This is a genomic window from Cronobacter sp. 153480017-3, from assembly GCF_053627815.1.
This window is the reverse complement of sequence record NZ_JBSEYN010000007.1, coordinates 202,330-222,088: the sequence shown is the minus strand read 5'-3', so window position 1 is coordinate 222,088 and position 19,759 is coordinate 202,330. Positions and strand designations below refer to the sequence as shown.

Genomic DNA, 19,759 nt, shown 5'->3' with positions numbered 1-19,759 from the left:
TCCCTTACTAAGGAAAGCAAAATGAAAAAAGCCACTATGACGCTGGCCGGGCTGGCGCTGCTGATTTCCGCAGGCTTACAGGCCGCCGAGCCGCTGCGTGTCGCCGCCGATCCGGTGCCGCACGCCGAAATTCTTAACTACATTAAAAAGCTCGATCCGAAACTCGACCTGAATGTCGTGGAGCTCACCAGCGGCGTCAACGCCAACGAGCTGCTGGCGAACGGCGACGTGGACGCCAACTATTTTCAGCACCTGCCCTACCTGAAGGATCAGGAAAAGGCGCTTGGTAAAACCTTTGCGGTCGCCGCCACGGTGCATGTTGAGCCGCTCGGCATCTATTCGCGTAAATATAAGGATTTCAAAGCCGTGCCGGAGGGCGCAACCGTGGCGGTGCCCAATAACGTCACCAACCTGAGCCGCGCGCTGTTCCTGCTGCAAAACCAGGGGCTGATTACACTCAAGGCGGGCTTTAACGATCCGGCGAGCAGCCTCGCCACGCCGAAGGATATCCGCGATAACCCGAAAAAACTGAAGATCCTCGAAATTGAATCGCCGCAGATCCCGCGCTCGCTTGACGATGTGGATCTGGCGGTGATCAACGGCAACTACGCGCTGGAAGCGGGCCTGACGCCCGCCAAAGACGCGCTGGGGCTGGAGCGCGCCGATCATAACCCGTACGCCAACCTGCTGGTGACCACGCCCGCGCTGGCAGGCGATCCGCGCATCAAAGCGCTGGCGAAAGATTTACAGTCGCCGCAGGTCGCGGAATTTATTCGCCAGCATTACAACGGCTCGGTGATCCCGGTCGCGGCGCCGCAGTCATGATAACGCTTGACGGGCTGAGCAAAACTTACGCCGGAGAGGGCCAGCCGGCGCTGGACGACGTCTCGCTCGCCATTCCACAGGGTGCCGTGTACGGCATTCTGGGGCGCAGCGGCGCGGGCAAAAGCACGCTGCTGCGCTGTCTTAACCTGCTGGAGCAGCCAACGTCGGGCCGCATCCTGATGAACGGCGTGGATATTACCCGCCTCGACGACCGCGCGCTGCGCCAGCACCGGCAGCGCACCGCGATGGTGTTTCAGCACTTTAATCTGCTCCATGCGCGCACGGTGGCGGATAACGTGGCAGTACCGCTGGAGATCGCGGGCGTGCCGCGCGCGGCGCGGCGCGAACGGGTGGCGGAACTGCTCGCGTTAGTCGGGCTTGCCGATAAAGCCGACGCGTTTCCTTCGCGCCTTTCCGGCGGGCAGAAACAGCGCGTCGGCATTGCCCGCGCGCTCGCCGCGCGCCCGGACGTGCTGCTGTGCGATGAAGCCACCAGCGCGCTCGACCCGGAGACCACCGCCTCCATTCTTGCGCTGCTTGCCGATATCAATCGCCAGCTCGGGCTGACCATCGTGCTGATTACGCATGAGCTTGAGGTGGTTAAAGCCATCTGCGACCACGCGGCGCTGCTGGAGAACGGGCGTCTGGTGGAGAGCGGGAGACTCGCGGATTTACTCACCGCGCCCTGGTCGGTGCTGCGTCAGACGCTGGTGCGCGACAACGCCGCCTGGCAGGCGTTTTTACGCCGTCATGGCGTGGAGGAGAGAATATGGTGCGAAGTGGCATGAGTTTTGAAGATCTCTGGCCGCTGCTGGCGCAGGGCACGCTGGAGACGCTCTATATGGTTGGCCTGGCGGCGCTCTTTACGGTGCTTATCGGCCTGCCGGTCGGCGTGGTGCTGTTTATCACTCGCCGCGACGGCGTGCTGCCACAGCCGCAGCTCAACAGCGTGCTGGGCAGCGTGATTAACGTCGGGCGTTCGCTGCCGTTTATCGTGCTGCTGATTGCGTTAATCCCGCTGACGCGTCTTATTATCGGCACAACGCTTGGCAGCACCGCTGCCGTCGTGCCGATTACCATCGGCGCATTTCCGTTCTTTGCGCGCGTGGTGGAAAACGCGCTGGATGAAGTGGACCGCGGGCGCGCCGAGGCGATTATTGCTATGGGCGGTAACGCCTGGCATGTAATAAGCAAAGCGCTGCTGCCGGAGGCCCTGCCCGCGCTGCTTTCTGGCGTGACACTTACCGTGGTGATGCTGATAGGCTTTTCCTCTATGGCCGGTGTTATCGGCGGCGGCGGGCTTGGCGATCTCGCCATTCGCTACGGTTATCAGCGTTTTAATAATGAAGTGATGGCCGCCACGGTGCTGATTCTGGTGGCGCTCGTTCAGGGCGTACAGACGCTCGGCGACCGGCTGGTGCGGCGTCTCGCACACCGGCGCTAAAATCCACACTTGCGGCGCAGCCGTCATTGCTGCGCCCGCTTTACACACTTTTTTTGCCCTAACCCTACGCAAAATCAATGCGCCGTGCCGTCGCAAAAGCCATTATCCCCCACTACGCTAGAAGTACTCCGGCACTCATTTCTTCTTCAGGGCAGGCAGCAATCGTGACCATCACAAGACGGATAAAAATAGTAACAGGCGTGCTGTTACTCAGCGTTTTGCTGCCTGTCGCGTTTAGTTTCTGGCTCGCCCGTCATCAGGCCGAACAGCATTTTGTCGTGGAGCTGGACGCCTATACCGAACGCACGCTTATCCGTACCAATGACATCATGCAGCAGGCGAAAGCCGCACTCGCCAAAATCAACAGCTTTACCGGCGAGCCGTGCAGTGAGGCGCATTTACAGGCGATGCGGCGCACGTCGTTTGTGTTCCGCCATGTTCAGGAAGTGGTTTACTTAAAAGATATGACGCCGGTCTGCTCCTCGCTGGTCGGGCGCAGCACGTCAAAACCGCTGCCGACGCCGACATGGGTTAACGATGAAAATTACCAGATCTGGTTCAGCACGCAAAACGATGTGGGATTGTCGATACCCATGGTAATGGTTGCTCACGGGCCACATATGGTGCTTATCGATCCCAGCTCGTTTATCGATTTAATTCCGTTCAGCGCCTGGCCGATTAACACCGCCATCATCGGGCTGCCGCGCAACCGCGTGCTGGCGAGTAGCGGCCCGTTTGATAAAACGGTCTGGAACATGGCGCGTAAAAGCGGTGCCCAGAAAATTGAGTATCAGGGCAATATCTATCTGATTCACCGCGAGCCGCGCTCCGGGATTGCCGTGGTGGCGTGGGCCTCTCAGGCACCGCAGACGGCAGAAATCCGTAAACTCCAGCTTATCTGGCTCCCGGCGGGTATCCTTATCAGCCTCGCATTAGCGTTCTGGCTGCTGCGCCTGTTGCGGCGTTTGCAGTCGCCGCGCTATCGCCTGCAGGACGGTATCGCCAATAATGAACTGGTGATGCACTATCAGCCGATCATTCGTCTGTCCAATGGCCAGCCCACCGGCGCTGAAGCGCTCATCCGCTGGCCGCAGCCTGACGGCAGCATGTTAACGCCGGATATTTTTATCCCGCTTGCCGAGCAGACCGGGCTTATCGGCCCGCTGACGCGCCGCATTGTCCATAACGTGCTGGACGATCTTGGCGACTGGCTGCGCACGCATCCGCAACAGCATATCTCCATCAATATTTCCGCGTTCGATCTGCACGATCCGCAGTTTGTCGATATGTTCAGCCAGGCGCTGGCACAACACGGCGTCGCACCGCATCAGCTCGCGCTGGAGATAACCGAACGCGGCTTCGCCGACCCGGCGCTAAGCGGGCCAATCATCGCGCGCCTGCGCGCGGCGGGCCACAAAATTTATATTGATGACTTTGGCACCGGCTACTCCAGCCTGAGTTATCTCGAAGATCTGGATGTCGATATCCTGAAAATCGATAAATCGTTTGTCGATGCGCTGGAGTACAAAACCGTCACGCCGCACATTATTGAAATGGCGAAAACGCTGAAGCTGGAGATGGTGGCCGAAGGCGTGGAAAATCAAAGCCAGGCGCTGTGGTTGCGGGAACACGGCGTGCAGTACGCGCAGGGCTGGCTCTACAGCAAGGCGCTGCCCGCCGGGGAGTTTATCGCCTGGTGCGGGCGGCACGGCGTCAGTTAAGCCGATGCCGCATCTCATACTGGCGCACCGGCTGAATGCGAAAACCGCTCTGTTCAAAGAGCGGCACCAGGCGCTGATCAACCGCCACGGGCGTCATTAAACCCGCAAAGCGCTCATGCAATAGCGACAGTAACTGCCGGGCGCGCCCTTCACGCCGCGCCTGCGGCGCAACCCACAACGCGCGCAGTTGCGGCTGAGCAAAACCGGTCGCAATAATGGCAAACGCCTTATCATCCAGCGAAAACCCCGTGCCCGGCAGCGCCTGCGCCGTTTCCGGTGCCATCAGCCACGGCAGGTCTTCCGCCTGCACTGCCATACGCTGTGCGATGTCATGCGGATCGCAGGGCAGTAGCGCCTGCGTATTCACAAACGCCGCCGGGCTGTGGGCCTGAAAACCCACCAGCGTTTTCTCGCAGGTAAACCCCACTCGCTCATACAGCGCCTGACCGGCGTCGTTACCGACAATCACCTCAAGCGTCATGCTTTTTTCGCCGCGCTCGTGGGCTTCATCCAGCAACTGCATCATCAGCGTTTTCCCCACGCCTTTACCGCGCCAGTCAGGATGAATGGCGAACGCCGCGAGACGGCTGCGCCAGCCGCGCCGGGCGATGAGCGCCAGCGCGACGACAGTTTCACCCGCAAGCCAGACGCGGCTCGCGTTCAGGCAAACATTCTCTGCGCCGAAACGGTACGCAAACGCGGCGCCATCCAGTTGAAACGGCACCAGATAGCCATCAAAACAGCGGCACAGTATTGAGGCCAGCGCTTCGCTGCTCCAGTGCAGCGCTGGCCGCGCGTGTAAGGCTGCAGGGTTCGACATGACCATTCCTCATCGGCGAAAACACCCAGCATAACGCAGCGCGGCAAAAAGATGACCTATCCTTTTTCAGCGGCTGCCACGGCCGGTGCGGCAGGCTTTACGCGCCGCACCAGAAACCACGGCAGGCAGAGCTGAATAAGCGGCCCGATGGCGAGCGCATACACCACGGTGCCAATTCCGGGCGTGCCGCCCATGGCCCAGCCCGCCAGCAGGACGGTGATTTCAATCGCAGTACGAATACTTCGCACCGACCAGCCGGTACGGGCGTGAATGCCAGTCATCAGGCCATCGCGCGGCCCTGCGCCAAAGCCCGCGCCGATATACATGCCGGTTGCCAGCGCATTCAGCACCACGGCGGCAACGAGCAGCCCGCCACGCAGCGTCAGCGACGACGGCGCAGGCAGCACGGCCAGCGCCGCGTCTGCCGCAAGCCCGATCATAATGACATTACTGATAGTGCCAAGGCCCGGCTTCTGGCGCAGCGGCACCCACAACAGCAACACCAGCGCGCCGACGCCGATAATCACCGCACCGAGATTCAGCGACAGCAGCCGCGCCAGCCCCACGTGAAACACGTTCCACGGATCGGTACCGAGATCGGCCCGGACGAACATTGCGGTCGATACGCCATACAGCGAAAGCCCGACATACAACTGCACCAAACGACGCCACATATTTTTTCCCTCATTCGTCATCTGGCTATTACTTTAAGGCCAGTGGACGTAAGATTAAGGTCCAGTTTCAACAAAGTGGACTGCTTATGAATCATCGTCGTACCGGCACAGCCTCGCTGTTGCGCCTGCTCGGCCACTGGCAGCAGGCGCATTCCCGCCTGCCGGTTTATCGTCAGCTGGCGCAGGCGCTGCGCCTGATCATTCTGGATGGCCGCCTGCCGCTCGCGAGCCGTCTGCCGGGCGAGCGTGAACTGGCCGGCGCGCTGGGCGTCAGCCGCACGACCATAGCCAGCGCGCTGGGGCTACTGCGCGATGAAGGTTTTCTGATAAGCCGCCACGGCGCAGGTTCGGAAATCGCCCTGCCCGCCAGCGCCTCGGTGCCAACGCTCACCGGCAGCGGCGGCGCGCTCGATCTCTCTACCGCAGCGCTGAGCGCAGGCCCGGAGGTGTTAGCGGCTTGCCAGCGCGCCGTGGCGCAACTGCCGGATTATCTCGGCCATACGGGCTACGATCCGCAGGGGCTGCTGCGCCTGCGTGAAAACCTCGCCGCCCGCTATAGCGCGCGCGGTCTGCCCACCAGCCCCGATCAGGTGATGCTCGTCAACGGCGCGGTGAGCGGTTTTGCGCTTGTCCTGCGGCTGTTGACCGGCCCCGGCGACCGGGTGGTTATCGATAACCCAACCTATCCGCTCGCCATCGCCGCCATTCGTGGCGCATCATGCCGTCCGGTATCGGTGGCGCTGGCAAGCCAGGGCTGGGATCCGGACGGGCTGGCGGCCACGTTCGCCCAGACGTCGCCGCGCCTTGCGTATCTCATTCCCGATTACCACAACCCTACCGGCTACTGCATGGACGCCGCCACCCGTGAACGCATCGCCGCCGCGGCCACCGCCAGCCGCACAACGCTGGTCGTCGACGAAACGATGGTGGATCTCTGGTATGAAGAGGCTCCGCCGCCGCCGCTCGCCGCGTTTGACGCCCAGGATACGGTCATTACGCTCGGCTCGGCAGGCAAGAGTTTCTGGGGTGGGCTGCGGCTTGGCTGGATACGCGCCAGCACACGCACAATCGCATCGCTGATCCAGATGCGCGATACGCTCGATCTCGGCTCGCCGCTGCTGGAACAGCTCGCCGTCGCCACGCTGATTGAGGATGCCCCGCATTTTCTGCCGCCGCGACGCACGGCGTTAAAAGCGCGCCGCGATGCGTGTCTGGACGCCATGCAGCGCTATTTTCCGCAGTGGCGCACGAGCTTGCCGCAAGGGGGGTTATCGTTCTGGGTGGAGCTGCCGCGCCCGCTGGCGACACGTTTCGCGGCCAGCGCCGAAGGGCTCGGGATTCATCTTGGCGCGGGCAACCGGTTTGGCGTCGAGGGAGCCTTTGAGCGCTTTCTGCGAATGCCGTTTACGCTTGAGACCGAACGCCTGGAAGAGGCATTTTCCCGGTTACAGCCGCTCTGGCATCAGCTTATGGAGACGCGCGCGCCGACTGCCCGTGGGCTGGTGTGAACATTACATATTCAGAACAGGCCAGGTGATGCGCAGCAAAAAGACACCGACAATCGCTACCACATATGCGCACCAGAGAGAGATAACCACGCTGGCGATATGGCCTGCCACGAGCAATAACTTAGGTATCATTGTACACCTCTGTCATTAAGGTGAACCTGAAGCAAAAGTTACAAAGAAGCATCGAGTTTTAATAATGGCGAGAAAAACAGACGACGAGCCTTCCGGCCCGCCATAAAAAAACGGTCATCCATGACTGCACATAATTTGAGATGGTGAGGCGTATCATTTTATTATGCGAGGATAATGACGGCGCTTTGTAACAGCGCCGTGTCACGCAGATGATATATTCATGACGCGTGTAGCAGGAGGGAATTAATGCTGGCGGGGAACCGGAAAACCTTTCAGGGAAATGACAAACGCATCGCCCTCTTTTTTTATTTTTGCACCTGCATCGCACCAGTCGGACGCAATGCGAAAAAACTCATCGCTGCCGACATCCCAGCCCAGACGGACGTGTTTGACATAGCCTGAACGCAACAGCTCACAGGCTTCCCGGTAGGTTGCAGCCGTAGTGGATAAAGACGCGTCTTTCATTTTCTTTTCTTCAGCAGTTTACGTAGCGCTTTGATTTCTTTTACAGAAAGTGGGGATACATCTTCTTCAGTGTGCTGGCTGTCGATCTCTTCGCTGTTCACCACGTCGTCTTCCTCGCCCAGCACCAGCGCCTTTTGCAACAGCTTTTCTGTGGCGGCGCTGAGCGTTTCACCGTGCTGCTCAGCATACTGACGAAGCTTTTCTTTGAGATCGGTATCTATTTTTACATTAAGCACCGCAGCAGTCATAGAAAATTCCTTTCCTTTCAGATGAGAGCTATTTAATACCTTAATTGATTATTAAGATCCAGCGTTAAGCTCTTACTTATAAAAAGACGTTTTAAAAATGAGATATCGGTTCAGCGATTATGACAATAAGATGACAAATATATGACAATATAATTAAATTTAAACGACAGAATAAAATAAAGCGGTTTGCAACGCGGAAATAAATAGCTGTGGGAAGAACGGGAAAACGCAGAAGCGGATGCTTAAAAGCAGCACAGTAGAAGTAGGTTATCGCGGTGGAGGCCTGAAATGGGTGGGGGCCCTGCCAGCTACATCCCGGCACACACGTCATCTGCCTTGGCTGCTTCCTTCCGGACCTGACCTGGTAAACAGAGTAGCGTTGCGGGAGAACCAACAGGGCCCCCATTGAGAGCGTCGTTAAACGCGCAGGGCGCATTATGTCTGTTGCCCCCGGCGATTGCAACCCAACGCGCGCCGTATGCCGGTTTATTGCGCAATCGCGAGCAGGCGCGGGAAAAGTTTGTGTGTCGGATAAGCGCTGGCGCGCCAGTTTATATGTAGGGTGGGTAAGCGAAGCGCACCCACCGGGCGCAAGGACTCTACTCAACGACTCGATTTCCTTTTCAGGGTTTCCCTTTTGCCACTGGCACGCGTGCAACGGACTGAACCTTCCATATTCCCGCTTCCTTCACCATACAATCGATCACCCCATGTGCCGGGTTTTGACCAAACGACACATACACCTGCGTACAAACCGGGTCATACTCGACATCCGTAATGACGATATGAGAAGTCCAGTCCGGCAGAATGTCCTGAGCCTTGATGAAAAAGTCCGCATCATAAAATTCATTTTCATTCGGTCTGGCTCGCCGCAATTTCTCCAGCGTTGTTTTTGTCACGTAATGTCTAATCTGCTTGCTATCAAGAAGATCCTGATGAGTATTCTGAAAGCCGCTTATATACCAGCGATTAAAATTAAGTGCGGCCTGCTGCGGTTTTTGTTCAAGCGTTTCATCACTGGCAACAGCGGTAGTACTACACAACGCGGCAGTAATAAGTAAGGTGCAAATGGTTTTATTCATGTTCAATAATGCCTGTAAAGTTTAAAGGCTGGGTGAGCCCGGCGGTCAGGAGTTATTCGCGCGCGGGGAATACTCCCCGATCACCGTGTCGAAAACCGGTTACGTCGGTTTATCCCCGCTCGCGCCGGGAACACTTGATCATCTATCGCGGCGAGGTGCATCACCGCGGTTTATCCCGGCTCGTACGGGGAACACAAAAGCCTACAGGCCGGTCAGGACGCAGGCGGCGGTTTATCCCCGCTCGCGCGGGGAACACGCCAGTATTTGCACGGTGTAGGTAAAAACGTCGCGGTTTATCTCCGCTCGCGCGGGGAACACACGCCTTCGGGCGGGCTGACAAGCGTCGCCGTCGGTTTATCCCCGCTCGCGCGGGGAACACATACGGTAAGCGTCACCAGAGCGTTAAAGAACCGGTTTATCCCCCCTCGCGCGGGAAACACTCGAAATCCCTTCACGCACGTTCGCCACCCTTCGGTTTATCCCCGCTCACGCGGGGAACACGGGGTAAGTAACGACAACGTCCGACCCGTAGTCGGTTTATCCCCGCTCACGCGGGGAACACAGGCGTTTGCACCGGGAACCGCCAGCGCCATACGGTTTATCCCCGCTCGCGCGGGGAACACGAGTTCACACACGCTACCTGGCGCGAAATAAACGGTTTATCCCCGCTCGCGCGGGGAACACGATAATATTGCGATCGAGTTGCTCAGGCACCGCGGTTTATCCCCGCTCGCGCGGGGAACTCCGGATCGTCACCACGTGTAAAGCGAAAGTGATCGGTTTATCCCCGTTCGCGCGGGGAACTCGCAATTATTTTATAAAGGTTGCGCATTCTTAACGGTTTATCCCCGCTCGCGCGGGGAACTCTTAGCGGTTACAAATCCTGCCTGCGAACGGGTCGGTTTATCCCCGCTCGCGCGGGGAACACTGTACCAGCAGTTTGGTAACTGGCGTGACGCCCGGTTTATCCCCGCTCGCGCGGGGAACACTGCGTAAGTGCAAGCCGGGCGGGGCAGTTCGACGGTTTATCCCCGCTCGCGCGGGGAACACCGATCTTTACTTTTGTGACGCCGTTTGATGAGCGGTTTATCCCCGCTCGCGCGGGGAACACATCGACCAGGCTGCTTAAAACCGGACAGGTAGCGGTTTATCCCCGCTCGCGCGGGGAACACACGACCACGACGCGCTACATGCTTTACGTTTGCGGTTTATCCCCGCTCGCGCGGGGAACACTGTCGGAGAAGAAGTGCCGCCAGCCTGAATATCGGTTTATCCCCGCTCGCGCGGGGAACACGCCCGGTTGAATACTGCGGCCGGATAATCAACCGGTTTATCCCCGCTCGCGCGGGGAACACTCTAAAACTATATACTTGTATCTATTACACTTTTTCGTGCAACAACATCCTACCAACGTTTGGTTCACAATCTCGCATTGTTAAAGAGCGAATAACCTACTGATTTTCAAGCGGTAAAAACGAGACAAGGCGCAGGCCGTCTAAATCCACCGGGATACGACGGTTAACGCCGAACGTCTGGAAATCGAAGCCGGATTCATTATTGGTGGCCCAGGCTATCACCACATTGCCCTCCTCCGCTAACTCATTTATCTGATGCCTGATCATCTCACGCACCCGACGCGATACGTCGCCCACGTAAACCCCGGCGCGCAGCTCCAGCAGCCAGATGGCGAGCCGTCCGCGAAGCCGGGGCGGGACGTTTTCCGTCACGACGACCAGCATGCTCATCAGCGGCTCCTGAAACCGGCTTCCGCCAGCGAATCGGCTTGCGGTATCGCGGGCGGCAGCATGTCCGCCGCGGGCTGCGGCGGTTCGATTTCACCGGCGGCGAGCACGGTTTCAATCAGCGGGATAAGCTTGCCGGTCAGCTTTTCGCTACGAAAAATATCCCGGCACGCCAGACGCACGTCGCGATCCGGCTGTTCCGGGTGACGGGCCGCTATCTCGAATGCTTTCGGCACCACGGCGTCAAATTTAATGATGTCCGCGATGTCGTAAACAAACGAAAGCGGCTTGCCGCTGTGGATAAAACCGATGGCGGGCGCGTAACCCGCCGCCAGTATCGCCGCCTCGCTGATGCCGTATAAACAGGAAGTCGCCGCGCTGATGCACTGGTTCACTACATCGCCCTTTTCCCAGTCTTTCGGATCGTATCTGCGCCCGTTCCACTTCACGCCGTAGCGTTTCGCCAGCAGTGCGTAGGTCTGGCGCACGCGCGCGCCTTCGATCCCGCGCAGCTGTTCGACCGATCGGCGCGCTGGCGGCGGCTCGCCAAAACGCAGCTCATACATTTTGCGTACCACCTTCAGGCGCAGCGTCTCGTCGAGCGCGAGCTTCGCCTGGTACAGCAGCTTGTCAGCCCGCGCGCCGCCCGGCTGGCCGGAAGCATAAAGACGCACGCCCGCTTCGCCCACCCATACCAGCAGCGTACCGACCTGCGAAGCCAGCCTGATCGCGGCATGAGACACCCGCGTGCCCGGCTCCAGCATAATGCAGGCGATAGCCCCCACCGGCACATGCGTGCGCACGCCGGTTTTATCCACCAGCACGAACGCGCCATCCAGTACGTCGAGATGACCGTACTGGAGGAAAATCATCGAGGTGCGATCGTTAAGCGGAATCGGGTTGAGGGGAACAAAGCTCATACCCCGTCGCCCGGCTTGATAAGCATCAGTCCGCAGCCGAAAGCGCGACATTTGCCAATGCCTTCGTGAAGCCGGGCGATAAACCGCGCCGGATCGGTCACGATAAGCGCGCCTTCATAATCGACCGTGCTGAACTGGATCAACTCGCCGCGTTTCTTCACGACCTGCTGTTGACGGTATGCCGCCACGCACGCCTGCGAGAGACGAAAGCCGCCTTTCTCGCCCTGCGCGTCGAGCCACGCCAGCGCCGCCTGCTCCTGCATCGTCCAGAGCGCGCCCTGCTTCTGATTAAGCTGCCATTCGCGTTTCGCGTTCATCAGCACGTCGTGCCTTTTACCGTTGCGGGTGACGACCGGATTAGCCCGCAGCGAAAAACGCAGCGCGGTGCCTTCATCAGGCGCTGGCGCGAACGGGCGCGTCTGAATCTCAAATAGCGGGTGCGTGCGCTCGGGCGCGCTTGCTGAAAGCAGATAAAAGCAGAAACCGTTTTGCAGCGTCTCGCGCCGGTAGAGGTACTGCCGCTGCGCCACGCCCGGAAACAGCTCCCACAACCACTGGTGCATGACATATTCGCCGCGCGCCATCATCTCCATCAGCCGCTCCGGCGTGAGCCTGGCGGTGGGGAGCGTTATTTTTGAGAGATACATGTCGCCTCCTGCGTCAGTCGTCCTTGCTGCACCGTCCGGATGTCGAAATCCCAGCGTCGGCGGCTGAGCGGCTGGTCACGCCAGATCTGAATTTCATCCGCCGTGAGGCCGTCGTGCTCGCCCTCCCACCAGAGGTGCGGATGAAACTGCGCGAGCGCGCTCAGCGCCGGGTTAAGCTTGCTTAATGCCGCGCCGTAGCGCGCCTGTGCTTCGCGCAGCAGCGAGGCGGCCTCGCCTTCGCACAGATGCGGCCAGAGCGGCAGCCCGAGCGGATGGCTTTTACGTCCGAGGTATAACGGAAAAACCGGCGCGCGCAGTGCCGTCTGTAAGGCCTCAAGCGTATAAGGCGCGCCGGGCGTCGCCGCGACGGCGACGAGCCAGTAGCCATCGGCGTAATAATCGCGGCGCGAAAGCGTCGTTTCGAGCATCTGCGCGTCGCGCAGTTCATCTTTACGGGTGAAATAGCGCACTTTACGGGCTTCGCGTGGCACCTGCACCGTGTGGTAGTCACGCGCCCAGGCGCTTGATTTTCCGGCGCAGACGATAAACTGATAATGCTGATTCAGCGCGTTTAACGCCGCCTCGTCGTCACGCCGGATGCCGAGCGCGGCGGCAAGCAGCCCGAGCAGCGCCGAGCGCCCCGGCAGCGCGCGCGTATGGCGCACCTCGCCGACGGCAATCTCTCCCCAGGAGGCCATCGGCCCCTGAAGCTGAAAAATAAGATAGCGGTTCATCGTCGCTCCTTATGCGCTGATAAAATCCAGCAGTTGCGCGACGGAACCTTCCCCTTTATCGCCATAGAGCACCGCGCACGGCGTCGCGCCGCCACCGTAGACGTTATTCATGTTGTTGCGAAGTGTGATGATACGGTGCACCGCCTCGTCAAGCTGATCGTGACCGGTCACAGGCTCCCAGAACGCGGCGGCCAGCGAGCGCGGCTGCTCCGTGCTTTTCTCGGCGAGCGCCCAGCTGGCGTACGCGCGGGAGGCGAAACTATTCTGCTTGCCGGTGGGGGAGATTTTCAGCGTACATTCGCCCAGCGCCCGCAGCGTTTTCGCCATAAGCTGTTCGTCGCCGTTGAGGTTTTCCAGCAGGCGATCGCGGTCGATGCACAGATAGGTGTAAAAAAGCGCCGAGCCGAAACCCAGCTCGCCAATATGTCCGGCACCGGCGTCTTCCGCCGCGGCCTGGCGCAGATCGTCCACCGCCGTGAAGAAATCGTCTTCCATCAGGGTTTCACCGACGCCGAACGCGTGAGCGACCTGACAGGCGGCTTCGATATTATGCTCCGGCTTTCTGGCGAGCATGCGGCCAAACAGCGCGATATCCACCGCCATCGCGTCTTTGCGCAGGAAATTCAGTTCATCCACCGTCGGTGCGCGTTTCTCCACCGCGAGCGTGCGAGCCAGCGCATGCACGGCTTCTCTTTCCGTCGGGCTAATATGAACCAACTCTTCAGTTTCGGTGTTGATCAGCGGATCTTTCTCCAGCTTTTTCTTATCTTTTTCGCTTTTTACTTTGCCGAAGTAGTTTGCTATAGCGCCGCTCCAGTCAATCGCTTTGGCCTGCGCGACGCCGCCCGCCAGCATGATCTCCGCCGCCTCGCGGCCGATGCGCGCAGTGCGGGTGCCGATATGTCCACCGAACGCCGCCTCAAAGAGTTCCGAGGTGCGCCAGGCGCGCTTGAGGCTTTGCGAGGAGACACGCAGGCGCGACGCGCCGCCGATGGTGACGGTTTTCGGCGCGCCGGTGTCGTCGCGGTTCAGGTTAGCAGCCGGGTAAGCGGTTAACAGATGCAGCTGAATAAACGTTGTCATGTGAATGTTCCTTATTCCTGAGTGGTGGCCGTGTCGGCCGGTAAATTGGTGTTTTCTGCGTCCGGGGCGTCGGAAGGGTTGCCCGCCATGTAATAGTCCAGCGCCCAGCGCACGCGGATGTAATCGGTCGGGGCACGCCTGCGCGCGGCGTGTCGCTCGCGTTCGTCTTCTTCCGCACACCAGCGGAAAACGCCCTCCGCCAAATCTGGCAGGTTGACCACACCTCGCAGCAACTGCACCGCGCGGCGTAGCTGGCGGAACAGCTCCTCCTGCGTGCGCGCCTGGCTGAGCCGCCGGAAGCGCAGTTCGGACATCACCGCATGGTTGCCCTCTTTGTGGCCGAGCTGTTCGGCAAAAGAGGCGCGCGTATCCACCGTTTTGATGTGGGCGGCCAGCGCCGCGACGATGCCGAGCGCGCAGAAGCGCCATTCGCGCCCCGCCACGTTCCACAGCGTTGGCACGCGCGCCGCGAGTGAGTTAAACCCCTCGCTGAGCCGCACCTCGTTCAGCGTATGGCTGCGACGCAGGCTGGCGCGCAACCGCCGCCCCTGCTGTTCATTGAGTAGCGCATGCCATTTGAGTAAAGACTCACGGTGCGCCTGCGATAAGATGCTCACTTAGTTTGCCTCCTGCGTTTTTTTCGCCCGCGCGCCTTTCGCGGCAGGCTTCGCCTTCGCCTGCGTGAAAAACTTTTTGCGGGCTTTCATGATGTCTGCGAATTCCGTGCGCTCCTGCGGGTTGGTCAGCGCGTGGTCGTCAAAATAGCGGCGCGTATACCGCCAGATGTCGCTATTCCAGGCGCTGAGCAGCGCGCGGTTGTCGCCGGAGGTATCGGCTTTGACCGCTTCTACCAGCTCCAGAAACCGCGATTGCGTCTGCTGCCAGAAATCAACGTCGATATAGTCGAAATCGCCGCGCACGGCCGCGCCTTCGCCGAACCACGCCTCTTTCAGCGCGCTGCGTAATTTACTGAGCATCAGGTTGGCGACCCGCGCGGCGTCGCTCAGGGTCTGGCGGATAAACGGCTGTTGCGATTCAGGAAGTTGCAGGAAAGGCAGATGATGCTCATACCAGCAGCGGGCCTTCATTTTCTCGAAGTCGTAGCCAAAGCACCAGAGCCCGGTTTCCGCGCCGGGCAGCGGTTTTTGCTGGCGGATTTTGACAATACGGGCGGGTTGCTCCCGGTTGTTGTCGCTTTCGCTTTCCATCATCAGCCCCAGCCAGTCGCGCCACAGCAGGCCGCCCGGCTGCCCTTTCACGGAGAACATCTCCCCGCCCTCTTTTTTAGGGATGCGGTGAGGGGTTAAAGGGTGCATCCAGCCCACATAGTTGACGCCGTAGTTTTTGACGGTCATGGACGTCAGCAGCGCGTCGCCCGGCTCGCCGCAGAGATCGCAGGTGCCCGGCTGTGTAGTGGAGAAATCCACGCGAATGCGCCGCGGCATGCCCCAGTACGCCTGCAGCGCATCGGCCTGCTCTGGCGTAATGATATCGCTCGCTTTTTCACTGGTGCGGGTCGGCGCGAGCCACGGGAAGACGCGGGCGTCGTAGCTGGCCGGGCGCGGGAGACGCCCCTCGCGCTGCGGCAATACGTTAAGCCACAGCCTGCGCCACAGCGCCGGGCGCTCGCCCTGATAGCGATGCAGTTCCAGCAGCGTGGTCATTGGACCGCCGCCGCGCAGCCCGGTGCGGTAACCCTTCCCACCTGATGGCGCATTTAGCTGCAACGAAAAGAACGCCAGCGCGGCGCAGTGCGGGCAGAATTTTTCAGTGGTGCCGCGCTTAATAAAATGATCTTTATTGAGCTTTAGTGTCTGGGCCCCAGGCGTTTCCGGCAGCAGCAGCGCTAGCGCGACGCTTTCACCGTCGAGCGGCTCGAAATCCTGCATAAACGAGGGTGTATCCGGGCCAAATTCAAAGAGTTTCTCCAGCGGCGCCAGGGCGTTGCGGATAGCCTCCGCCGTTAAGCCGTCTTCCCAGATATCCTCCCAGCTTTCGGCGTCTTTCGGGGCCAGCGCCGTTTGCAGCAGACCGAGCAGAAACTGCCAGGCCGCGCCCTGAAAATCCGGACGCGGCAAAATCAGGTCCAGAATGTTTTCATCGGCCAGATCCAGCGGCGCGATTTTCCCACGGGTGCCGTCGCGGTAAATAACGGGGAGCCATTTTGTGGTGATTAATGAACTCAAAACATATCCCTCCCTTGCCTGACAGATATCCCGCAGGCATGCGTCCTTTAAAGGTTTAAATAATGGATGGCAGAAATTAATTAAAATAATTAATTCATATCAAAAATAATTCAATCACCTCGATCGAACTCATTGAAAAATACGCCTGAAGATTCAAATAAAAAGTGACATAGCGCTAAAAAAACATCAAAAGAAAAATTACACCTTTTATTTTATTTCTTATCTATTACCCTTATTTCGTTCCCGTCGATATTAACCGGGATAAACCGGTGTATTTTTTCTCCTGGTGTTTAACCGTTCCCCGCTTTTGCGGGGATAAAATCCCAGGGCAAGTGCCCTGGAATTGACTAAGCTACGCCTCGCCGATAAGCCCCTCTTTGGCTGAATAGCCGCCCGGCAACAGAATCACTACCGCCTCTGGTTTACGCTGCTCGCTGCACCACTGAGAGAGCGCCTCGCCGCAAAGCAGCGTGAACTCGCCGCGGTGCTTGTCCCACCAGCTTTTGCGCACGCGCAGCGCGCTCATCTCCCAGGCGTTATCGCCCTGCGCGTAGGGCGTTATGCCTTGCGATGTCTCCCGTGCGAGCGATACGCTTATGGTCATATCTCCAATACGGGTCGAGACGTCCGGCCCCCATAGCTCCGCGCTCTCAACGCTGTAGCCAACGTCGAGGGAAATTTCATACTTACTCGCAATGGCGCGCTGGCAGTAATAGTCGGCCAGCGCCTTCTCTTCAGAACGTTTCATGCCTTCCGGCACCTCAACGTCTTCGCCATATACGGCTTCAATTAACAGGCGCGCCGCTTCCGGCATCTTTATTTCACCCTGCTCGCGCAATATCCGCTGGGTCAGCCAGAGCCGCGAATGCGCCGGATAAACGTAACTGGTATTGCGCATGGCGGAGGTCAGCCATTTCTCATCCGGCTGCGCCTCCCAACGCGGCGCCAGAATATCCAGACGTGGCGCGGGGCGTTCATCTGCGCCGGTTAATTTAAGCTGCCCCTGTTTATCACGACTATGCCGCTGCAAACGTCCGGCGCGCTGAATTAATAAATCGACCGGCGCGAGATCGCTAATTAAATAATCCAGATCGATATCGATGGATTGTTCTATTACTTGAGTAGATATAATCACCTTACCGCTTCGATTAATCGTATTTTGTTTTCCGAACCATTCCAGCGTTTTTTGTTCCTTATCATTACGGTCGATAAACGCGAAACGGCTATGAAATAAAATAATATTCTCTTCCGGGATATTCCCCCGGCGAATTAATTCCCGGTAGCTGTTCACCGCATCGTCGACTGAATTTCGTATCCAGCCGATACAGCCGCCCTCGCGCGCTACCGTCTCGATCTTATCAAAGCACGCGGCGTCATCTTCCATCCAGCCGATGCCGACGCGCCGCTGCACCTGCGCACGCGTGGCGACGCGCTGCCCGTCAATGCCCTGCGCGTGGAGATGCGTTATCCACGGGTAGTCGTCAGGCCCGAGGCGCGGCGATTCACGCGTGGTATTAAGCCCTTTATAAAAAGCGGCGATTAGGCGGTCGCGCTGGGCCTGCGAAAGCGTGGCGGAAAGCAAAATCGTGGCGTTGCCGTAGCGGGCACGCGTCTCGACAAGCTTTTCCACCACATGCGACATATACGCATCGTAAGAGTGGATTTCATCGGCAATAAGCACTTTGTCGTTCAGGCCCAGCAGGCGCAGATTCTGGTGCTTAAACGCCATGACCGCCATCATCGCCTGGTCGAGCGTGCCGACGCCGGTTTCAGCGAGCAGTGCCTTTTTAGGCGACTGCGCAAACCAGGCGGCACAGCCTTCATACGCGGCGGCCTCATCGCCGGAGTCGTTCGGCAGTAATTCATGTGCCCAGATGGAGGCGTTAAATCCCGCAGAGAGTTTGCGCGCGCTGTGCGCCAACACGAGGCTCGGATGACTGCCTTCACGATACAGCCGCAGCCAGGCCTGCGACATCCGCGCATACATGGCGTTCGCCGTCGCCATCGTCGGCAGGCCGATATAGAGCCCGCGCGCCTGCCCCGCCGCCATCAGGCGATGCGCCAGCACCAGCGCCGCCTCCGTTTTTCCGGCCCCGGTGACATCTTCAAGAATGATGAGATGCGGGCCTTTCGCGTGAATATCCATCTCCAGCGCGTTTTGCTGAAGCGGCGTAGGCCTGGTGATAAAAGGAAAAAGCGTTTCGATGCCGGTAAAGGGCGCGACGTCGCTTGCTGGCGGCAACAGGCGCAGCGCCCGTTGCGCCTGTGCAACAGCGCGCGCCCAGTAATCTTCAAACGGCATCGCCTGCGCCACCCAGGGGAAGTACAGATTCGCGGAGCCTGTCCAGTCCGCCAGTACCGTGAGCGCGGAGACCAGCCAGCTTTTCTCCGGGAACGCCTCCCGCCAGCTATCGTCTTTCCACTGCGTCGGCAGCGCAACCGCCGGGAAGAGTGCATTCACCGCGCCCGCAAACGCTCTGGCGGCAGCGATATCTTCCGGCAGGAAATCGTTATGGCAGTTTTCACAGGAGACGGGCTTGCCGTGATGGCCGAGCACCGCAGGCATCCAGCGGTCCAGCACGCGTTTACGCTCACGCGCCGACAGCGGGCCTGTCATGCCCTGCGCCACGCAATCACCAAGATGGTTTTGCCACAGCCACGTGCCGGTGACGGTATGGTGATGGCGGCTGTCGTTAACATCGCGCTGGCCGCACGCCAGCGCGTCGCAGCGGTATTGTTGCTGAAACAGACGCGCAAATTTGCCAATATCATGCCAGCAGAGCAGCCAGGCGAAAAACGTGGCCGCCGTTTCGCGATCGTCTATCCCGAGCGTCGCAAAGAGAGATGCGGCGTTAAAGTAGTTTTCCATCACCATCACGTATCCGCATGCAGCTACATCAAGGGAATGCCATTGCAGCAGGTGGTATTCATCGCCCCGATGGTTTTCGCCCTTTCGTGACTTACCCCAGTATAAATATCCGCTCATAAATCAGTCCTTTGCAAAATTCCGCCTATTCTGCGGCGCACGCCGGAATCGTACCGTGAGCGCAAGCGTATTTCCTTTTCCCTGAAAATATACAATTAACTGATATATAAAGAATTTACATTGAAATGACTGATAAAAAACGCCTCCCAGTTGCGCCCTTCGCCCGCTCTTTCTTATGCTTAACGCCTGAAATCAAGGAGCCTCTATGAACCACCACGACACCTTTCCACAGCGCGTTTACCAGATTGTCGCCGCCATCCCGGAAGGCTGCGTCACGACCTATGGCGAGGTGGCGCGGCTGGCGGGCTCGCCGCGGGCGGCGCGTCAGGTAGGCGGCGTGCTAAAGCGTCTGCCGGAAGGCAGCACGCTGCCGTGGCATCGGGTGGTGAATCGTCACGGGGAAATTTCGCTGACCGGGCCGGATTTACAGCGCCAGCGGCAGGCGTTGCTCGCGGAGGGGGTGCAGGTCTCAGGGAAAGGAGAGATCGATCTGGCGCGCTACGGGTGGCGCTACTGAAAAGCGCCTCCGAAGAGGCGCTTGT

20 protein-coding genes, 1 other RNA gene and 1 CRISPR repeat array are annotated in these 19,759 nt (G+C 59.1%); of the genes, 6 read left to right on the top strand and 15 right to left on the bottom strand.

The window, feature by feature from the left end; translation table 11 throughout:
* The first annotated feature begins 21 nt into the window (after window positions 1–21).
* The 4 genes from ACUW6V_RS16565 to ACUW6V_RS16550 all read left to right on the top strand — a co-directional run bounded on the left by ACUW6V_RS16565 (window position 22) and on the right by ACUW6V_RS16550 (window position 3,990).
* Window positions 22–825 (top strand): MetQ/NlpA family ABC transporter substrate-binding protein, encoded by an 804-nt coding sequence (locus tag ACUW6V_RS16565; protein ID WP_097582265.1) that lies wholly within the window; start codon window positions 22–24, stop codon window positions 823–825.
* The gene (locus ACUW6V_RS16560; RefSeq protein WP_104672069.1) at window positions 822–1,613 is read left to right on the top strand and encodes a methionine ABC transporter ATP-binding protein; all 792 of its coding nucleotides are present in this window, start codon (window positions 822–824) and stop codon (window positions 1,611–1,613) included. Before ACUW6V_RS16565 ends, ACUW6V_RS16560 begins: the two co-directional genes overlap by 4 nt.
* Window positions 1,610–2,269: a methionine ABC transporter permease gene (locus ACUW6V_RS16555; RefSeq protein ID WP_012125458.1), complete on the top strand. Its 660-nt coding sequence runs from the start codon at window positions 1,610–1,612 to the stop codon at window positions 2,267–2,269. The genes ACUW6V_RS16560 and ACUW6V_RS16555 overlap by 4 nt, the downstream gene beginning before the upstream one ends.
* Window positions 2,270–2,433: 164 nt before the next feature.
* Window positions 2,434–3,990 carry an EAL domain-containing protein gene (locus ACUW6V_RS16550; RefSeq protein WP_088275625.1) on the top strand — a complete coding sequence of 519 codons (1,557 nt, stop codon included), beginning with the start codon at window positions 2,434–2,436 and terminating at the stop codon, window positions 3,988–3,990.
* Here ACUW6V_RS16550 and ACUW6V_RS16545 read toward each other — a convergent pair.
* Window positions 3,983–4,810: a GNAT family N-acetyltransferase gene (locus ACUW6V_RS16545; RefSeq protein ID WP_454038632.1), complete on the bottom strand. Its 828-nt coding sequence runs from the start codon at window positions 4,808–4,810 to the stop codon at window positions 3,983–3,985. The two genes, ACUW6V_RS16550 and ACUW6V_RS16545, sit on opposite strands and share 8 nt — an antisense overlap.
* Window positions 4,811–4,866: 56 nt before the next feature.
* Entirely contained in the window at window positions 4,867–5,484 is a 618-nt protein-coding gene (gene yczE, locus ACUW6V_RS16540; RefSeq protein ID WP_069681540.1) for a membrane protein YczE, read from the bottom strand.
* Window positions 5,485–5,570: 86 nt separating this feature from the next.
* Here yczE and yczR point away from each other — a divergent pair, with 86 nt between their 5' ends.
* Window positions 5,571–6,992: a MocR-like transcription factor YczR gene (yczR, locus tag ACUW6V_RS16535; RefSeq protein WP_454038631.1), complete on the top strand. Its 1,422-nt coding sequence runs from the start codon at window positions 5,571–5,573 to the stop codon at window positions 6,990–6,992.
* 3 nt (window positions 6,993–6,995) lie between these two features.
* On the opposite strand, the gene ACUW6V_RS16530 is transcribed toward yczR, so the two are convergent.
* The 13 genes from ACUW6V_RS16530 to cas3 form a co-directional block, all read right to left on the bottom strand.
* Complete coding sequence (locus ACUW6V_RS16530) at window positions 6,996–7,124, bottom strand: hypothetical protein (protein WP_007865308.1); 129 nt, start codon at window positions 7,122–7,124, stop codon at window positions 6,996–6,998.
* Between the two features lie 243 nt (window positions 7,125–7,367).
* Entirely contained in the window at window positions 7,368–7,589 is a 222-nt protein-coding gene (locus ACUW6V_RS16525; protein WP_007781449.1) for a hypothetical protein, read from the bottom strand.
* Complete coding sequence (locus ACUW6V_RS16520) at window positions 7,586–7,837, bottom strand: DUF6364 family protein (RefSeq protein WP_004386923.1); 252 nt, start codon at window positions 7,835–7,837, stop codon at window positions 7,586–7,588. The genes ACUW6V_RS16525 and ACUW6V_RS16520 overlap by 4 nt, the downstream gene beginning before the upstream one ends.
* 299 nt (window positions 7,838–8,136) lie before the next feature.
* Window positions 8,137–8,233, bottom strand: an RNA gene (ffs, locus tag ACUW6V_RS16515) — signal recognition particle sRNA small type.
* Window positions 8,234–8,460: 227 nt separating this feature from the next.
* Window positions 8,461–8,919 carry a DUF3828 domain-containing protein gene (locus ACUW6V_RS16510; protein ID WP_012125465.1) on the bottom strand — a complete coding sequence of 153 codons (459 nt, stop codon included), beginning with the start codon at window positions 8,917–8,919 and terminating at the stop codon, window positions 8,461–8,463.
* A 105-nt stretch (window positions 8,920–9,024) separates the two neighbouring features.
* Window positions 9,025–10,274: a CRISPR direct-repeat array (repeat unit 29 nt; unit sequence CGGTTTATCCCCGCTCGCGCGGGGAACAC).
* A gap of 96 nt (window positions 10,275–10,370) precedes the next feature.
* Window positions 10,371–10,664, bottom strand: a complete 294-nt coding sequence (gene cas2e / locus ACUW6V_RS16505; RefSeq protein ID WP_012125466.1) for a type I-E CRISPR-associated endoribonuclease Cas2e — start codon at window positions 10,662–10,664, stop codon at window positions 10,371–10,373.
* Entirely contained in the window at window positions 10,664–11,581 is a 918-nt protein-coding gene (gene cas1e / locus ACUW6V_RS16500) for a type I-E CRISPR-associated endonuclease Cas1e (protein ID WP_007865291.1), read from the bottom strand. The genes cas2e and cas1e overlap by 1 nt, the downstream gene beginning before the upstream one ends.
* Complete coding sequence (gene cas6e / locus ACUW6V_RS16495) at window positions 11,578–12,228, bottom strand: type I-E CRISPR-associated protein Cas6/Cse3/CasE (RefSeq protein ID WP_012125467.1); 651 nt, start codon at window positions 12,226–12,228, stop codon at window positions 11,578–11,580. The genes cas1e and cas6e overlap by 4 nt, the downstream gene beginning before the upstream one ends.
* Window positions 12,210–12,962: a type I-E CRISPR-associated protein Cas5/CasD gene (gene cas5e / locus ACUW6V_RS16490; RefSeq protein ID WP_454038630.1), complete on the bottom strand. Its 753-nt coding sequence runs from the start codon at window positions 12,960–12,962 to the stop codon at window positions 12,210–12,212. The genes cas6e and cas5e overlap by 19 nt, the downstream gene beginning before the upstream one ends.
* A 9-nt stretch (window positions 12,963–12,971) precedes the next feature.
* A complete protein-coding gene (gene cas7e / locus ACUW6V_RS16485; protein WP_454038629.1) occupies window positions 12,972–14,045 on the bottom strand; it encodes a type I-E CRISPR-associated protein Cas7/Cse4/CasC in 1,074 nt (357 codons plus the stop codon).
* Window positions 14,046–14,056: 11 nt separating this feature from the next.
* The gene (gene casB / locus ACUW6V_RS16480; protein WP_097648892.1) at window positions 14,057–14,662 is read right to left on the bottom strand and encodes a type I-E CRISPR-associated protein Cse2/CasB; all 606 of its coding nucleotides are present in this window, start codon (window positions 14,660–14,662) and stop codon (window positions 14,057–14,059) included.
* Window positions 14,663–16,231: a type I-E CRISPR-associated protein Cse1/CasA gene (gene casA, locus ACUW6V_RS16475; RefSeq protein ID WP_454038628.1), complete on the bottom strand. Its 1,569-nt coding sequence runs from the start codon at window positions 16,229–16,231 to the stop codon at window positions 14,663–14,665. It lies immediately after the preceding gene.
* Between the two features lie 352 nt (window positions 16,232–16,583).
* Window positions 16,584–19,217, bottom strand: a complete 2,634-nt coding sequence (gene cas3, locus ACUW6V_RS16470; protein ID WP_454038627.1) for a CRISPR-associated helicase Cas3' — start codon at window positions 19,215–19,217, stop codon at window positions 16,584–16,586.
* A 205-nt stretch (window positions 19,218–19,422) separates the two neighbouring features.
* Between cas3 and ACUW6V_RS16465 the strand changes: the two genes are divergently transcribed.
* Window positions 19,423–19,734, top strand: coding sequence for an MGMT family protein (locus ACUW6V_RS16465; protein ID WP_012125473.1), 312 nt, complete (start codon window positions 19,423–19,425; stop codon window positions 19,732–19,734).
* The last annotated feature ends 25 nt before the right edge of the window (window positions 19,735–19,759 follow it).

Coding starts and splice junctions, on each gene's coding strand:
- ACUW6V_RS16465 (WP_012125473.1), top strand. CDS start 19,423: ATGAACCACCACGACACCTTTCCACAGCGCGTTTACCAGATTGTCGCC.
- ACUW6V_RS16560 (WP_104672069.1), top strand. CDS start 822: ATGATAACGCTTGACGGGCTGAGCAAAACTTACGCCGGAGAGGGCCAG.
- yczE (WP_069681540.1), bottom strand. CDS start 5,484: ATGTGGCGTCGTTTGGTGCAGTTGTATGTCGGGCTTTCGCTGTATGGC.
- ACUW6V_RS16555 (WP_012125458.1), top strand. CDS start 1,610: ATGAGTTTTGAAGATCTCTGGCCGCTGCTGGCGCAGGGCACGCTGGAG.
- ACUW6V_RS16565 (WP_097582265.1), top strand. CDS start 22: ATGAAAAAAGCCACTATGACGCTGGCCGGGCTGGCGCTGCTGATTTCC.
- ACUW6V_RS16530 (WP_007865308.1), bottom strand. CDS start 7,124: ATGATACCTAAGTTATTGCTCGTGGCAGGCCATATCGCCAGCGTGGTT.
- cas7e (WP_454038629.1), bottom strand. CDS start 14,045: ATGACAACGTTTATTCAGCTGCATCTGTTAACCGCTTACCCGGCTGCT.
- cas3 (WP_454038627.1), bottom strand. CDS start 19,217: ATGAGCGGATATTTATACTGGGGTAAGTCACGAAAGGGCGAAAACCAT.
- cas6e (WP_012125467.1), bottom strand. CDS start 12,228: ATGTATCTCTCAAAAATAACGCTCCCCACCGCCAGGCTCACGCCGGAG.
- ACUW6V_RS16545 (WP_454038632.1), bottom strand. CDS start 4,810: ATGTCGAACCCTGCAGCCTTACACGCGCGGCCAGCGCTGCACTGGAGC.
- cas1e (WP_007865291.1), bottom strand. CDS start 11,581: ATGAGCTTTGTTCCCCTCAACCCGATTCCGCTTAACGATCGCACCTCG.
- ACUW6V_RS16520 (WP_004386923.1), bottom strand. CDS start 7,837: ATGACTGCTGCGGTGCTTAATGTAAAAATAGATACCGATCTCAAAGAA.
- cas2e (WP_012125466.1), bottom strand. CDS start 10,664: ATGAGCATGCTGGTCGTCGTGACGGAAAACGTCCCGCCCCGGCTTCGC.
- cas5e (WP_454038630.1), bottom strand. CDS start 12,962: ATGAACCGCTATCTTATTTTTCAGCTTCAGGGGCCGATGGCCTCCTGG.
- ACUW6V_RS16525 (WP_007781449.1), bottom strand. CDS start 7,589: ATGAAAGACGCGTCTTTATCCACTACGGCTGCAACCTACCGGGAAGCC.
- ACUW6V_RS16510 (WP_012125465.1), bottom strand. CDS start 8,919: ATGAATAAAACCATTTGCACCTTACTTATTACTGCCGCGTTGTGTAGT.
- yczR (WP_454038631.1), top strand. CDS start 5,571: ATGAATCATCGTCGTACCGGCACAGCCTCGCTGTTGCGCCTGCTCGGC.